Annotated in this window: 12 protein-coding genes; 7 read left to right on the forward strand and 5 right to left on the reverse strand. The window is 33.2% G+C overall.

What is annotated here, in order from left to right; genetic code table 11:
• Nucleotides 1-159: 159 nt before the first annotated feature.
• From rocF to glmM, 4 genes are all read left to right on the forward strand, one after another.
• The gene (gene rocF / locus HMPREF2580_RS00100) at nt 160-1,068 is read left to right on the forward strand and encodes an arginase (RefSeq protein WP_070829980.1); all 909 of its coding nucleotides are present in this window, start codon (nt 160-162) and stop codon (nt 1,066-1,068) included.
• 130 nt (nt 1,069-1,198) lie between these two features.
• Nucleotides 1,199-2,005 carry a diadenylate cyclase CdaA gene (gene cdaA / locus HMPREF2580_RS00105; RefSeq protein WP_002445639.1) on the forward strand — a complete coding sequence of 269 codons (807 nt, stop codon included), beginning with the start codon at nt 1,199-1,201 and terminating at the stop codon, nt 2,003-2,005.
• Nucleotide 2,006: 1 nt separating this feature from the next.
• Nucleotides 2,007-2,939: a CdaR family protein gene (locus HMPREF2580_RS00110; RefSeq protein ID WP_070829981.1), complete on the forward strand. Its 933-nt coding sequence runs from the start codon at nt 2,007-2,009 to the stop codon at nt 2,937-2,939.
• Between the two features lie 28 nt (nt 2,940-2,967).
• Entirely contained in the window at nt 2,968-4,323 is a 1,356-nt protein-coding gene (gene glmM, locus HMPREF2580_RS00115; RefSeq protein WP_002445637.1) for a phosphoglucosamine mutase, read from the forward strand.
• A 125-nt stretch (nt 4,324-4,448) separates the two neighbouring features.
• Here the strand turns inward: glmM and HMPREF2580_RS00120 are convergent, their stop codons facing one another.
• From HMPREF2580_RS00120 to HMPREF2580_RS00135, 4 genes are read right to left on the reverse strand one after another with little or no spacing between them, the layout of a single operon-like run.
• Entirely contained in the window at nt 4,449-5,552 is a 1,104-nt protein-coding gene (locus HMPREF2580_RS00120) for a mannitol-1-phosphate 5-dehydrogenase (protein WP_070829982.1), read from the reverse strand.
• Nucleotides 5,552-5,986: a PTS mannitol transporter subunit IIA gene (locus tag HMPREF2580_RS00125; protein WP_002445634.1), complete on the reverse strand. Its 435-nt coding sequence runs from the start codon at nt 5,984-5,986 to the stop codon at nt 5,552-5,554. The genes HMPREF2580_RS00120 and HMPREF2580_RS00125 overlap by 1 nt, the downstream gene beginning before the upstream one ends.
• A 12-nt stretch (nt 5,987-5,998) precedes the next feature.
• Nucleotides 5,999-8,026, reverse strand: a complete 2,028-nt coding sequence (locus HMPREF2580_RS00130; RefSeq protein WP_070829983.1) for a BglG family transcription antiterminator — start codon at nt 8,024-8,026, stop codon at nt 5,999-6,001.
• 30 nt (nt 8,027-8,056) lie between these two features.
• Nucleotides 8,057-9,619 carry a PTS mannitol transporter subunit IIBC gene (locus HMPREF2580_RS00135; RefSeq protein WP_070829984.1) on the reverse strand — a complete coding sequence of 521 codons (1,563 nt, stop codon included), beginning with the start codon at nt 9,617-9,619 and terminating at the stop codon, nt 8,057-8,059.
• Nucleotides 9,620-10,286: 667 nt separating this feature from the next.
• On the opposite strand from HMPREF2580_RS00135, the gene glmS reads away from it, so the two are divergent.
• Together glmS and HMPREF2580_RS00145 are read left to right on the forward strand one after the other, a co-directional pair.
• A complete protein-coding gene (gene glmS / locus HMPREF2580_RS00140; RefSeq protein ID WP_070829985.1) occupies nt 10,287-12,092 on the forward strand; it encodes a glutamine--fructose-6-phosphate transaminase (isomerizing) in 1,806 nt (601 codons plus the stop codon).
• Between the two features lie 254 nt (nt 12,093-12,346).
• On the forward strand, nt 12,347-13,204 hold the full coding sequence (locus HMPREF2580_RS00145; RefSeq protein ID WP_070829986.1) for an HAD family hydrolase: 858 nt from the start codon (nt 12,347-12,349) through the stop codon (nt 13,202-13,204).
• Between the two features lie 87 nt (nt 13,205-13,291).
• Here the strand turns inward: HMPREF2580_RS00145 and HMPREF2580_RS00150 are convergent, their stop codons facing one another.
• On the reverse strand, nt 13,292-14,491 hold the full coding sequence (locus tag HMPREF2580_RS00150) for a YtxH domain-containing protein (RefSeq protein WP_070829987.1): 1,200 nt from the start codon (nt 14,489-14,491) through the stop codon (nt 13,292-13,294).
• A gap of 132 nt (nt 14,492-14,623) precedes the next feature.
• Between HMPREF2580_RS00150 and HMPREF2580_RS00155 the strand changes: the two genes are divergently transcribed.
• Complete coding sequence (locus tag HMPREF2580_RS00155; protein WP_070829988.1) at nt 14,624-15,355, forward strand: metallophosphoesterase family protein; 732 nt, start codon at nt 14,624-14,626, stop codon at nt 15,353-15,355.
• Nucleotides 15,356-15,364 lie beyond the last annotated feature (9 nt).

Raw genomic sequence — 15,364 nt, forward strand, 5'->3', positions numbered from 1 at the left:
GGTCAGAGGTTCGAATCCTCTATGGCTCACTCTTTAAAGCACCTTCATTATTGGAGGTGCTTTTTTTATTGTTAAATTTACAACTTCAAGTCGTTAAACCTTGAAAATTGCAAGCGTATACATTAATCTGAATCTATGTCAATGAAAGGAGAATATATCATGAATCAACGTATTGAAATAATTGGAGCACCTTCCACATTTGGTCAGAAAAAATTAGGTGTCAATTTAGGACCAGATGCAATTCGTTATGCAGGATTATTAGCGCGTCTTAAAAGAATGGGACATGATGTTATAGATAAAGGAAATATTGAAGTTCCAAATCTAGATGTTGAAAAGTTTCATTCTAATCAGGAAGGTTTAAGAAATTACAACGAAATCATAACTGTTTCTGAAAATCTTAGCAAAGCTGTATCTGAAACAGTTAAAAACGGAAACTTTCCACTAACATTAGGTGGAGATCATTCAATTGCTGTTGGTTCTATTTCAGGTATCAGTCAATACTACAATAATCTAGGTGTTATTTGGTATGACGCACATGGTGATTTAAATGTACCTGAAGAATCTCCTTCTGGTAATGTACATGGGATGCCTTTACGTATTTTAGCTGGTGATGGTCCAGAGGAATTAGTTCATTTAAATGGGTTCACTCCTAAAGTCAAACCTGAAAATATCGTATTAATTGGTATGAGAGATCTAGATAAAGGTGAGAGGGAATACATAAAAGATCAAAATATTAAAACATTCACTATGGCTGACATAGACCGTTTCGGAATACAAGAAGTCATTGAAAGATCTCTGGAATACTTGAAATCAAGAAATATTGATGGTTTGCATTTTTCTCTAGATGTTGATGCGCTAGATCCTACTGAAACACCAGGAACGGGTACTAGAGTATTAGGAGGCTTGAGTTATAGAGAAAGTCACTTTGCCTTAGAATTATTAAGTGAATCAAAACTTGTGACGTCAATGGATTTAGTTGAGGTTAATCCGCTTATTGATCATTTAAATAGTACTGCTGAACAAGCGGTAGCATTATTAGGAACATTCTTTGGCGAAACATTATTATAGAAAGTAGATTAAAGCTTACATGATTTATAATTATGTAAGTTTTTTCTATTTTAGTTATTGTTCATATGACACTATAAACAATGATTGGTATAATATTTAATATGGAAAAATATTACCCGGAGGAGATGTTATGGATTTTTCCAACTTTTTTCAAAATCTAAGTACATTAAAAATTATTACAAGTGTACTTGATTTACTGATCGTTTGGTACGTACTTTATCTTCTCATTACTGTATTTAAGGGAACTAAAGCGATTCAATTACTTAAAGGTATCGTAGTAATTGTTATCGGCCAACAAGTCAGTAAAATGCTTAATTTAACAGCAACCTCCAAATTGTTCGATATCGTTATTCAATGGGGAGTACTCGCATTAATAGTTATTTTCCAACCTGAAATTAGACGAGCATTGGAGCAATTAGGTAGAGGTAGCTTCTTAAAACGTTATACCAATACTTATAGTCGAGATGAAGAAAAATTAATTCAGGCTGTTTCTAAAGCCGTTCAATATATGGCCAAAAGGCGTATAGGTGCACTTATCGTTTTCGAAAAGGAAACAGGGCTTCAAGACTACATAGAAACTGGTATTCCTATGAATTCAGATATTTCTCAAGAATTATTGACTAATGTTTTTATTCCGAATACACCTTTACACGATGGTGCAATGATTATTCAAGGAACTAAAATTGCAGTCGCAGCAAGTTATTTACCTTTATCAGATAGTGTTAAAATTTCAAAAAGTTTGGGAACAAGACACAGAGCAGCAGTAGGGATTTCAGAAGTTTCTGATGCTTTTACAGTTGTTGTTTCAGAAGAAACAGGTGATGTATCGGTAACTTTTGATGGTAAATTACGTAGAGATATATCTAATGAAGTGTTTGAAGAATTACTTGCTGAACACTGGTTCGGTGCACACTTTCAAAAGAAAGGTGTGAATTAGTATGTTAGAAAGTAAGTGGGGATTAAGATTTGTAGCCTTAATTCTAGCCGTATTTTTCTTTTTATCAGTAAATAATGTATTTGGAAATGTATTTAATACTGATGACATATCCCAGAAATCTACTAAAACGATTCAAGATGTACCTGTAGATGTTATTTACAATAATAAAGATTTGCATGTTACAAAAGCACCTGATAGTGTAGATGTTAATTTATCGGGTCCTCAATCAAAGTTAATAAAAATTGAAAACCCTGAGGACCTCAAAGTTACAGTTGATTTATCAGATAAAAAAGCAGGAAGCTATCATAAAAAATATCAGGTTAAAGGTATAGGTAATGATGTTAGTTATAGTGTGAAACCTAAAACAGCAAACGTTAACTTAGAGAAAAAAGTAACGAAAGAAATGCATGTACAACCTGATGTTAGCCAAAGTGATATCGATGATAATTATAAAGTCAGTAAGCAAAAGATTTCTCCTGAAACTGTCAAAGTTACTGGAGGGGAACAACAACTTAAGAAAATTGCTTATTTAAAAGCTACTTTTAAAAATTCTAGTAAAATCACTAAAGATACAAATGATGTAGCAGAAGTTAATGCTTTTGATAAGGAATTGAATAAGCTTAATGTTTCAATTAATCCAAATGAGGTTAATTTAAAAGTCTCAGTCGCTCCTTTTAGTAAAAAGGTAAAAGTACATACTAAAACGACTGGGAAGTTAGATAATGATAAAGAATTAGACAATGTTAAATTGAATGATAAAGAAGTTCAAATTTATGGTAGTAGAGATGATTTACAAAGCATCAATGAAATAACTGCTGAAGTTGATTTGGATGGCATTTCAGACTCAACTGAGAAAACAGTGAAATTTGATTTACCTAAGAATGTTACGAAAGTAGATCCTAAAGAAACGAAAGCTTATATTAATGTTAAATAATTGATAGATACAAAAGGAGAGTTTAAGAATGGGAAAATATTTTGGTACTGATGGCGTTCGAGGAATTGCCAACCAAGAGCTTACTCCAGAGTTAGCATTTAAGTTGGGAAGATATGGTGGCTATGTTTTAGCACATAATAAAGGAGAGAAACATCCTAAAGTCCTTGTAGGTAGAGATACACGTGTTTCTGGTGAAATGCTTGAATCTGCTTTAATTGCGGGCCTTATCTCAATAGGAGCTGAAGTCATGCGTTTGGGTATTATTTCTACACCTGGTGTGGCTTATCTCACTAAAGAAATGGAAGCAGCTTTAGGTGTGATGATTTCTGCTTCTCATAATCCTGTAGCTGATAATGGTATTAAATTCTTTGGTTCAGATGGTTTCAAATTATCTGATGATCAAGAAAACGAAATTGAAACTCTACTTGACCAAGATAATCCTGAATTACCTCGTCCTGTAGGTGAAGATATAGTACATTATTCTGATTATTTTGAAGGTGCTCAAAAATATCTAAGTTACTTAAAATCAACAGTTGATGTTAACTTTGAAGGGCTAAAAATTGCATTAGATGGTGCTAATGGATCAACGTCTTCACTTGCGCCATTTTTATTTGGTGATTTAGAAGCTGATACAGAAACAATTGGCTGTAGCCCAGATGGATATAATATTAATGAGCAATGTGGCTCTACGCATCCTGAGAAATTAGCTGAAAAGGTTCTAGAAACAGAAAGTGACTTTGGTTTAGCATTTGATGGTGATGGCGATAGAATCATTGCTGTTGATGAAAAGGGTCAAATCGTCGATGGGGATCAAATCATGTTCATCATTGGTCAAGAGATGCATAAAAATCATGAATTAAATAACGATATGATTGTTTCAACGGTTATGAGTAATCTTGGTTTTTATAAAGCCTTGGAAAATGAAGGTATTCAATCCAATAAAACAAAAGTTGGAGATCGCTATGTTGTAGAAGAAATGAGAAGAGGTAACTACAATCTTGGTGGTGAACAATCTGGTCATATTGTTTTAATGGATTATAATACAACTGGTGATGGTTTATTAACAGGTGTACAATTAGCTTCTGTTATTAAAATGAGTGGAAAATCACTAAGTGAATTAGCAGCTCAAATGAAGAAATATCCACAATCTCTTATTAATGTTAGAGTAACGGATAAATATCGCGTTGAAGAAAATATCCATGTTCAAGAAGTTATGACAAAAGTTGAAACAGCAATGAATGGTGAAGGAAGAATTTTAGTTCGTCCTTCCGGTACAGAACCATTAGTAAGAGTCATGGTGGAGGCAGCTACAGATGAAGATGCCCAACGTTATGCTCAAGAAATCGCTGATGTCGTTAAAGAAAAAATGGGTTTAGATGAATAAAAGTTACAGATAAACTTTAAATCAAACATTACAAAACACCTCCGAAAGGTATTTCGATACATCTTTCGGAGGTGTTTATTATGGATGAAGTAGAGTATAAATTGTATGTTTTTAAACTCACATTTTTATAAAGCTTCTAAGGCTTTAACAATTTCATCAGCAAGTTGATCATCAACTTTAGCATAAGCTTTTAAGAACGCTTTAGCACCGTGTTCTTTAATATACGTATTCTTCTCAACTGTCTCTTGATCAGCTTTATCATCATAAGCGAGAAGTAGTGCTGCTGTATTAACTAAGCCGTCGCGTTCTAATCCTTTTTCATATAGGTATGTTAAAGGTTTAATAATACGATCTTTAGGGCCAATTTTACGTATCGTTCCTCGACCTACACGTGTCACTTCATCTGATAAATTTGGATTTTTAAAACGTTCGATAATTTTTTCTACATACTGTGCTTGTTCACTTTCAGAGAAATCAAATTGGTCTGTGATATATTGACTTGTTTCACTTAAAACTTGACGCAATCCAGCATTAATTTGATCATCTTCAACAGCATCTAAAACCGTAGCTTTATCACCATAATATCCTGCATATGCTAAATATGCGTGTCCAGTATTAACAGTTAATAATTTTCTTTCAATGTATGGAGTTAAGTCATCTACGTATTTGATGTGGTTTAATTCTTCTCCATACCATGCATCTTTTTCGATGACCCATTCGAAGAAAGGTTCTACCATAACATCTAATATATTGTCGTTCTTTTGTAATGGTACGATTCTGTCTACAGCTGAGTTAGCGAAGTGAATGTTATCACTTAATGGGCCTGTAATGTCTAAAATCGCTTTTTTCAAAGTATCTGTTGCCATAATTGCATTTTCACAAGCTACAATGTTTACGTGATTTTTCTTTTCTTTTAAATAAGGTGCAAATGATTTAGCGATAATAGGTAAAATGTTAACGCCGACAGCTGTTGTAATTAAATCTGCTTCAAGAATCGCTTCTTTAAGTTCATCAGAAGGTTGGGCTGAATTAATTGCATCGACATTATTAACACGTGTCGTTGTTTTGTATTCATCAGCTAGGATAACATCGTATTGATGCTCTTTATCTAAAGCATTAATGATTTCCTCGTTTACATCTGCGAAAGTCACTTTTACATTATTATCCGCTAAAATATATCCGATAAATCCCCGGCCGATATTTCCGGCTCCAAAATGGACTGCTTTCATTATGCGTCAGCCTCCTCGAAAACTTGTTTAATTTCTTCTGCTGATTTTGCGTTCACAATTCGATCGACATTTTCTTCTTCACTAAAAGTGATTGCAATTTTGGATAGTAAATCTAAATGTTCGCCATCTTTACCTGCAATTCCAACAACCACTTTAACTTCTTCGCCATTCCAATCTACGCCTTCAGGAATTTGTAATAAGCTTAATCCTGAACGAATTACGTTACCTTTAGCTTCTTCTGTACCATGAGGGATCGCTAAGCCATTACCCATAAACGTAGATACTACATCTTCACGGTCTTTCATTGCTTGAATATAGTTTTGTGTCACTGCACCGCTGTCTACAAGTGCTTGTCCTGCTTTTTCAATTGCATCGTTTTGACTTGATGCAGATACATTTAAAAAGATATTTTCGTTACTAAATAATTCACTCATTTTTATACACTCCTATAATAATTGACTTTTAATATGATTTAATAAATTTCTTTTTAGTATAGTTTTAAATTCCTGTGGTTTTTGCATATATTCATCAATATCCTCTAAATGTGAACTTAGCTCCTCAGATAGGGCGCTAACAAATCTAGCTATTTTTTGATTATCAGGAATAAACATACTAATCATATAGTGAATTGAGCTTTCATCATTTTGATTGTGTTGAAATTGAATTGGCTTTTCCAAAATAGTAATGAGTATCATAGGTTTCTTAAACATATCATCTCTTAAATGTGGAATTGCCACTGGATACGGATTAAGTACCCAATTAGGATTCTGTTCATATTTCAATTGCAACAAATCAGCGAATGATTGATTCCGCTCAATAACATTTTCATTGAGTAAATAGTCTTCTAAATATTGTTTCCAATTATCTACTAATTTATAATCTATTTTCACTGAATCTAACACTTCTAAACCTACACGCATGTCTTCAATTATAGTATCGGGATTAACGAAGGAATGTGTGTCAGTATCTTCAGAAGTATGCGTTTCATTCGATTTTGTACTTAAAAAGGAAGAAACATAAGCGACTTCATGCTCAGGTAATAATGGGTTTACAACGAGAAACGGTACGTCGATATCTAAATTAACAGTTGAAATAATTCCATCGTAAGCAGTTAAATCTAAAACATTTAAATCACTCACAGAAGCTTGAGTAATTCTTTCAATTTCATTAAAAGCTTGTTCTAAACGGGTTGATAACAAACGACTTGTGCCTATACCACTACTACATACGACCAAGATGTTTAAGAAGCGATTGCCTTGATTCTTAATCGAACCACCAAAGTGAAGTACAATAAAGGCGATTTCGCTTTCAGGGAAGATTAAGTCTGGCCAAACCATGTGCAAGGCTTTATGAATATTTTCAAAAAGTCGAGGATATTTAAATTTAATCATTTCAGTTAAAGGATTATACGTTTCGATATTTGATTTTAAACGATTAATTGCAGGATTAATATGCAGACTCAATCCCTCAACTAAATTGTCTTCATCATCAAAATGTTGTCCTGAAATGTGTTCTACCGTTTTTACAAATTGAATAATCTTAGAATCATTACTTTCATCTTCTGAAGAGGCGTCTTTCGATATCTTTCGCTTGGCACCACGCAAGTGAATCGTAATGAATGTGATTTCAGCTTGATTGAATGTGATATCATACATCTCTTCAAGTCGTTGAGCGATTTCTGTTGCAACTTTATGTTCAAGTGTATGTTTCACTGTTTCATAAATATCTTCATTAAGAGAAACATATTCGCCATTTTTCATGCGAGTGATACTTAAGACAATATGCACTGTTAGTGTTAAATAACTAGATTCAGTTAATGAATAGGGGAGTTCACCCAAATAATCCATGAGTATACGTTCGATCTTAAATATTCTGTCTAAATCTACTAAAGATTGTTGAGAATGATTTAATGACTGATATACGAAATGATTTTCAATCACTGAGTAGACGCTTGTACTATTCAAGTTATTTACCATGAGTTGGCTTAAGAACTCTCTTTTCTTTGATTCTGGACCGTTAAGATAAACACCTTCGCCACGCTTTCTAGATAGAAAAAGTTGATAAGAAGATAATTCAATTTCTAAATCATCTAATAATTTGGTTAACGTTTGAATAGAAACGCCTATTTCATGTGCCAAACTAAATTGTTTGATTGCGTGTTTGGACTGAATTAATGCATATAAGATGATAACTTTCTGCTCTTCAACTGATAAATCTAAAGTTTGTTGCTTTTTAACTTCTTCTTTTAAACCTTTAATATTAGCTTCTGTTCCTGCTAAGCGAATACCTTTTTTATTCGCACGTTCTAATTCAATAGAAAATGAATTGAGATATTTCTCGACATGTTTTAATTCTCTGTGAATTGTACGAGAGGACACCGCTAGTTGTTGAGCGATGTCGTATATAGTGACATATTGACCGTGATACTTGATTAATATATCAATAATATCTTTTTCACGTGTACTCAATAACATGGCGGTGTCCTCCATTTTCTTATATTTAAATTAGTCTTCTTTTTTCAAATTATTTAAAAGTTCTTCATATCTAGGTGAATTTAAGAAATTATCTACTGAAATATGAATGGCGTTAGGTACTTGTTTGATGGCACGGTCTGTCAATGTCTTTTGAGTAATAACAAGTTGTGCATCGTTAGGTAATTGGTTAATAGCTGTATTAGTTACATTTACATCTGTAATGCCAGCTTTCTTAAATTTATTACGTAACATACTTGCACCCATTGCACTTGAACCCATACCCGCATCGCATGCGAATATAACATGATTCACACCACTGTAGTCATGGGCATCTACATCCTCAGTATTATAGTTATCTAATAACTGTTCTGAGTCGTCTTCTCTTTCACTTGAGCTTGCTTGACTAGCTGTAGCGGCTGTTGCTCCTGTAGCACCAGCAGTTTGTTTAGATGTTTCAGTGCTTTCTTTGTCTGAAGCGGTTAATTTAGAAGACACATTCGACTTTTTACCTTTAGTAGCTTCCATTTGAGCAGTTGCAGCTTCTAAATCTTGTTTAGGTTCTTTCGTAAATTTCATGATTAATGCTGCGACTACAAATGATACGAGCGTTGCAAGAAATACACCAAGTAACATGTGTAGGAATTCGCCTTTAGGTGCGTTTAAACAATACACAATAAATGATCCTGGTGATGCTGGACTTCTAAAACCGAATCCAGTAGCTTGGTATGTTGCAACACCAGTCATACCACCTAAGATAACAGCTAAGAATAGTAAAGGACGCATTAATACATATGGGAAGTAAATTTCATGAATCCCACCTAAGAAGTGGATAATACCTGCACCATATGACGTTGCTTTTGCAGTTCCTTTTCCGAAAATCATATACGCTAATAAAATACCTAAACCTGGTCCAGGGTTTGATTCAATTGTGAATAAAATAGATTGACCTGCGTGCGCTGCTTGGTCGGAACCAAGTGGTGTAAATACACCGTGGTTAATAGCGTTATTTAAGAATAATATTTTAGCAGGTTCAACAATAATACTTACGATTGGTAGCATATGAAGGTGGACTAAGAATTCAACTGCAACTGATAAAATATGCATGATGAATTTCATAATTGGCGCTAAAATTTCAAAGCCAAGTATTGTCATGATGAAACCTAAAATACCAGCTGAGAAGTTATTAAATAACATTTCAAAACCTTGTGGCGTTCTAGGTTGAACAAATTGGTCGACTTTTTTCATTAACCAACCTACGAGAGGTCCCATAATCATAGCACCAAGTAACATTGGCGTGTCTGGTAATGCTACAATGACCCCCATTGTCGCTGTAGCTGCAATAATACCACCACGTAAACCGTGGATTAAACGTCCACCACTAAATGCAATAAGTAATGGAATTAAATACGTAATCATTGGTCCTGCTAATTGAGCTAAGTCTTTATTAGGGAACCAACCATTTTTTATAAAGATTGCGGCGATAAAGCCCCATGCAATAAATGCACCAATATTTGGCATAATCATACTACTTAAGAATGATCCAAATGCTTGAACTTTTCGTCCTAATCCTTTTTTCTCTTGAGTTTGTGACATCTCTACACCTCTTTTTAATTAGTATGTGTCTAAATTTAGTTTAAAGCCTTGGGTTACATTCACTCAATATAAACAAAATTTAAGTTTGTCATGTCATTTGTGACATATTAAATCTAACTATTGAAGATATTTAAAAGATGAATTAGTTTTTGTTTTAATTTCATTTCAATGGTTAAAAGAATAACTTTTTTAAATTGTTTCGAGAAACATTGTGAAATCATTTGCAAAATAAAACAACGACAGTGTACAATAATGATTAATGGAAAGGAGGAAAGAAAGGTAATAAATAATTATAGCGCCTGTGCAAAATGACTAAGTGATCATCGACGATTAAAAGTTAATTAGGAGAACTTTTATAGAGGATGATTTAGCTTTTGTAGACGAGGAGGATAGTGATCGAATAGATCGGCGGATGCTATCCCGGATGTGGCTCATTCGTTAGCTTATTAAGTAAAACACCAGGGTAACTTGGTGGACAAAGTTAATAAGATCGCCAAATATAATAAATACTTAGGGGAGCGTAGAGTAGCGTGTTTAAATTTGAATATCACACGCTTATTTCTTGATGTATTCAACATGACATCGTATATGATAGAAGATTATCAATCTAAATTAAGATAATGAATCATATTGCTCACGTTATCCCTCATTTTGGAGGAAATAAATTATGTGTGGAATTGTTGGTTACATTGGTTACGATAATGCCAAGGAATTACTATTAAAAGGTTTAGAAAAATTAGAATATCGTGGTTACGATTCAGCTGGTATTGCTGTAGTCAATGATCAAGGTACGAAAGTATTTAAAGAAAAAGGTAGAATTGCTGAATTACGTAAAGTTGCAGATAGCAGCGAAGAAGACGGAACAGTAGGTATTGGTCACACACGTTGGGCAACACATGGCGTACCTAACTATGAGAATTCTCACCCTCATCAATCTACTTCAGGTCGATTCACACTCGTACATAATGGTGTAATCGAAAATTATGAAGAGTTAAAAGCTGAATACTTATCAGATGTAACATTTTTATCTGAAACAGACACGGAAGTCATCGTTCAACTTATTGAGCGCTTTTCAAATGAAGGACTTTCAACAGAAGAAGCATTTACTAAAGTAGTGAAATTATTACATGGTTCATACGCTTTAGGCTTATTAGATGAAGAAGATAAAGACACTATTTATGTAGCTAAGAATAAATCACCATTGTTAATTGGTGTCGGTGAAGGTTTCAACGTTATTGCTTCAGATGCTTTAGCGATGTTACAAGCAACAAATCAATATAAAGAAATTCATGACCATGAAATTGTTATTGTTAAACGTGATGATGTCATCATTAAAGATATTAATGGTCAAGTACAAGATCGTGAATCTTACACTGCTGAAATCGATGCTTCAGATGCTGAAAAGGGTGTATACGATCACTACATGTTAAAAGAAATTCATGAGCAACCTGCAGTAATGCGTCGAATCATTCAAGAATATCAAGATGAAGAAGGAAACTTGAAAATTGATCAAGACATCATTAAAGATGTTGCCGATGCTGACAGAATCTATATTATTGCAGCAGGTACAAGCTATCATGCTGGTTTGGTTGGTAAAGAATTCCTAGAAAAGTGGGCTGGCGTGCCAACTGAAGTACATGTAGCATCAGAATTTGTGTACAATATGCCTTTATTATCTGAAAAGCCTTTATTCATCTATATTTCACAATCAGGTGAAACAGCAGATAGTCGTGCCGTATTAGTTGAAACTAAAAAATTAGGTCACAAATCATTAACAATTACAAATGTTGCTGGCTCAACATTATCTCGTGAAGCGGACCATACATTATTATTACATGCAGGTCCTGAAATTGCTGTTGCATCAACAAAGGCTTATACAGCACAAATTGCAGTTTTATCAATTCTTTCACAAATCGTTGCTAAAAATCACGGACGTGAAGCGGATATTGACTTATTAAGAGAATTAGCTAAAGTCACAACTGCTATCGAAACAGTTGTTGATGATGCACCTATTATGGAAGAAATTGCTACTGATTTCTTAGAAACAACACGCAATGCGTTCTTTATCGGACGTACAATTGACTATAATGTAAGTCAAGAGGGTGCGCTTAAACTTAAAGAGATTTCATACATTCAAGCTGAAGGCTTTGCTGGCGGTGAATTGAAGCACGGTACAATCGCACTTATTGAAGATGGTACACCAGTTATCGGCTTGGCCACTCAAGAGAACGTTAACTTATCTATTCGAGGAAATATTAAAGAGGTAGTCGCACGTGGTGCACATCCATGTATTATTTCTATGGAAGGCTTAGATAAAGATGGAGATACGTATGTTATCCCTCACGTTCATGAATTATTGACACCATTAGTTTCTGTAGTAACAATGCAATTAATCTCTTATTATGCGGCGTTACACAGAGATTTAGACGTAGACAAACCACGTAACCTAGCTAAATCAGTTACAGTTGAGTAAGCGTAGCTATCGCTATAGTAAATGCCGACAAAGAGTATTCTTTGTCGGTATTTTTAGTTTGAGTCTTATTTATAATAAATATTTTGAAAATATAAAAATTCATCTTACAATATTTCTATTTTAAAGTGATGAAGAACAATTTTTACTCCTGTGGTTGAAATAAATAGGTATTTTCTAAAAACTAAGTCGTTGCACTTTATCTTAAACAGTGCCACAATTTATTCAAGTAGAAATTGTAACGAGTGGAGGAACATATGAAAAACGTTAAAGCAATATTCTTAGACATGGATGGAACAATCCTACATGAGAACAACAAAGCATCTAGCTATACTAAAGAGGTCATCGACGAATTACGAGATAAAGGGTATAAAGTCTTTTTAGCGACTGGACGTTCGTATTCAGAAATTCATCAATTAGTGCCCGAAGGATTTAAAGTTGATGGAATTATTAGTTCTAATGGTACGACAGGTGAAATTGACAATCGTAATTTATTTAAACATAGCATGTCTTTAGAACAAGTTAAAAATATAGTTGAATTAGCTGAGCAACAAAATATTTATTATGAAGTATTTCCTTTTGGGGCACAGCGTATTGTTCTAAATAGGGATGAACAGTGGATGCGTGAAATGATTTCTAGTGAGACACCACCGAATCATGTAAGTCAAAGTGAGTGGTCATCTAGACGAGATGCCATGAGAGATAAGATAGATTGGCGCGACGAATTGCCTAATTTAGATTATTCTAAGATTTACTTATTCAATCCTAATTTAGATAAAATAACTATATTTAGAGACGAATTGATTCAAAATAAAGTGAAACTAAGTATTAGTGTATCTAATTCATCTCGTTATAATGCAGAAACAATGGCTTATAATACAGATAAAGGCACTGGCATTAAAGAAATGATAGAGCACTTTGGGATTAAACAAGAAGAAACGCTAGTCATCGGCGATAGTGATAATGATCGAGCTATGTTTGAATTCGGTCATTATACAGTGGCTATGAAAAATGCAAGACAAGAAATTAAAGACATCACAGATGATGTCACTGCAGAAACAAACGAGGAAGACGGCGCAGCCAAATATTTAAAAATGCATTTATTAGATAAATAATTGAAACTTAGATTATTTCAAGATATATGAAAAGCTCGCAAGTAACCATTATTGGCATTACCTGCGAGCTTTTTCATATCGATTTAGTTATTTGTTATCGAAAGTATCTTTTGCTTTATCACTGATGTTATCTTTAACGTCATTCGCTTTATGAGATGCATTATCTTTTAAATCTTGACCTTGATCAGAAATGCTATCTTTTTTATCGTTGATTTGACTTTCAGCTTTATCTTTGAAGTTATCATCAGTTGATTGATGATTATTAACTTTATCTTGTGCTTTTTCTTTCGCATCTGATGTTTGATGATTAACATCATCTTTAGTATCCGCTAAAGTATTTTTATTTTTCTTCTTATCTTTACGTGCTTTTTTATCAGGTTTATCAATCTTTTCACCACGAGTGATGAAGTAGTATACAATCCCCATGATGATAACGATGTAAATAAAGATTCTGATAAGGATGATAAGAATAAATACGATATATGCTAAAACTTGGGCAACAGATTGTGACATATTACCTGTTAATAAACTAAATATAGTAATAAGTGGTTGACCTGCAAGAAGCACAATTAGATTTAGTAATAATACACCAATAAAGAATTTAAACCATGTTTTATGACCATTTTTAATGCCTTTAAATCCTTCTTTGACATTGCTGAATGGACGACGCGTTGGATCTTCAGCAAATGCAACTGTGTAATTAATCATGAAAATAAGGAAGAACCAGTAAAATATTGATGTAATGAATCCCATTACTAAAATAAATACAATTTGAGAAATAAGTAAAATAGTCATTCCATTATCTGCAGTAGCTACGGATTGTTGAATCATTCCAAATAATGGTATTAATGTGAAATTGTATAATAAATTTAATAAGTATGCGATTGCTAATAAAATAAGGATTGTAATCACTGAGATCAATGCAAGTAATAAAGATTTTAAATAATACCCTTTATTAGTGAATGCAAAGAATAAATCGCTAAATTTTACTTTTTCATTTTTCATAGCTTTTTGGATAACATTCAATGCACCAGCGATTAATTGATATCCAATAAAGATGAATAGTATAGCTAAAATCAGATAAATAAGTAATAGTGGTAATAACAATGAAGTGGTCGGTTGACCAAATTGTTGTACCATTTGCATTTGTTGATTAATTTTAGTAGTCAATACAGATGCATATCTAGCAACAAAGAAACAAACTGCAAAACTTAATAAAGCAAATAATAAAGCTTTGAGTATTTGCGGTTTAGCATTTTTAAATGCTGATTTATAATATCTAAACAAATTATAAGCACTCCTTTACCGTAATATAAATACAATATCAAAAATCCTAATTTTTTTAAATTAATATCTAACATAATTAGGTATTGAGTGTTAAAATATGCTAATGAATTTATATTGAAAGGAGATATCATCATGAAATTTGCAGTTATTACTGATATCCATGGTAATTATGATGCATTAGAAAAGGTATTGGATGATATTGATAGTAGGGAAGATATCGATAAAATTTACAATCTTGGCGACAATATAGGTATTGGACATGAGACAAATAAAGTTTTAGATACTGTTTTTGATCGTGATGATATGGAAATAATTGTAGGAAACCACGATGAGGCAATTATGACACTTGTGAATGGTACAGAATATCCAGAAGACCTTAAAGGTAAATTTTATGAACATCATCAATGGATAGAAAGCCATCTCGACGAATCTTATTACGAGGAACTTAATCATTTACCACGTTATATAGAAACAACAATAAAAGGTAAAAAGGTTTTATTTATTCATTATGAAATTCCTAACGATAAATTAGACGTGGGTATTGAGGGACAACCGTTTGCTCCGATAGCAGGAGACGATGAACAAGAAATCGCTAAACTTTTTGAAGATAAAGAAGCTGATTTAATCTTATTTGGACACAATCATAGATTACACATGTTTGATGATAAATCTACCATTTATTTTAATCCTGGTGCAGTAGGTTTAAACAATGGAGCACACACAGTTTACGGTATTGTCACTATAAATGAACAAGGAATCTCAATCGAACGCGTTAAATTAGCGTATGACGATGAAGAATTTATAGAAGGCTTCGCTGAGAAACAAGTTCCTGCTCGTGATTTTATATTTGAAAAATTTATGTAAATAATACAC

It is taken from the genome of Staphylococcus sp. HMSC036D05 (genome assembly GCF_001836225.1).
GTDB classification, from domain to species: domain Bacteria; phylum Bacillota; class Bacilli; order Staphylococcales; family Staphylococcaceae; genus Staphylococcus; species Staphylococcus caprae.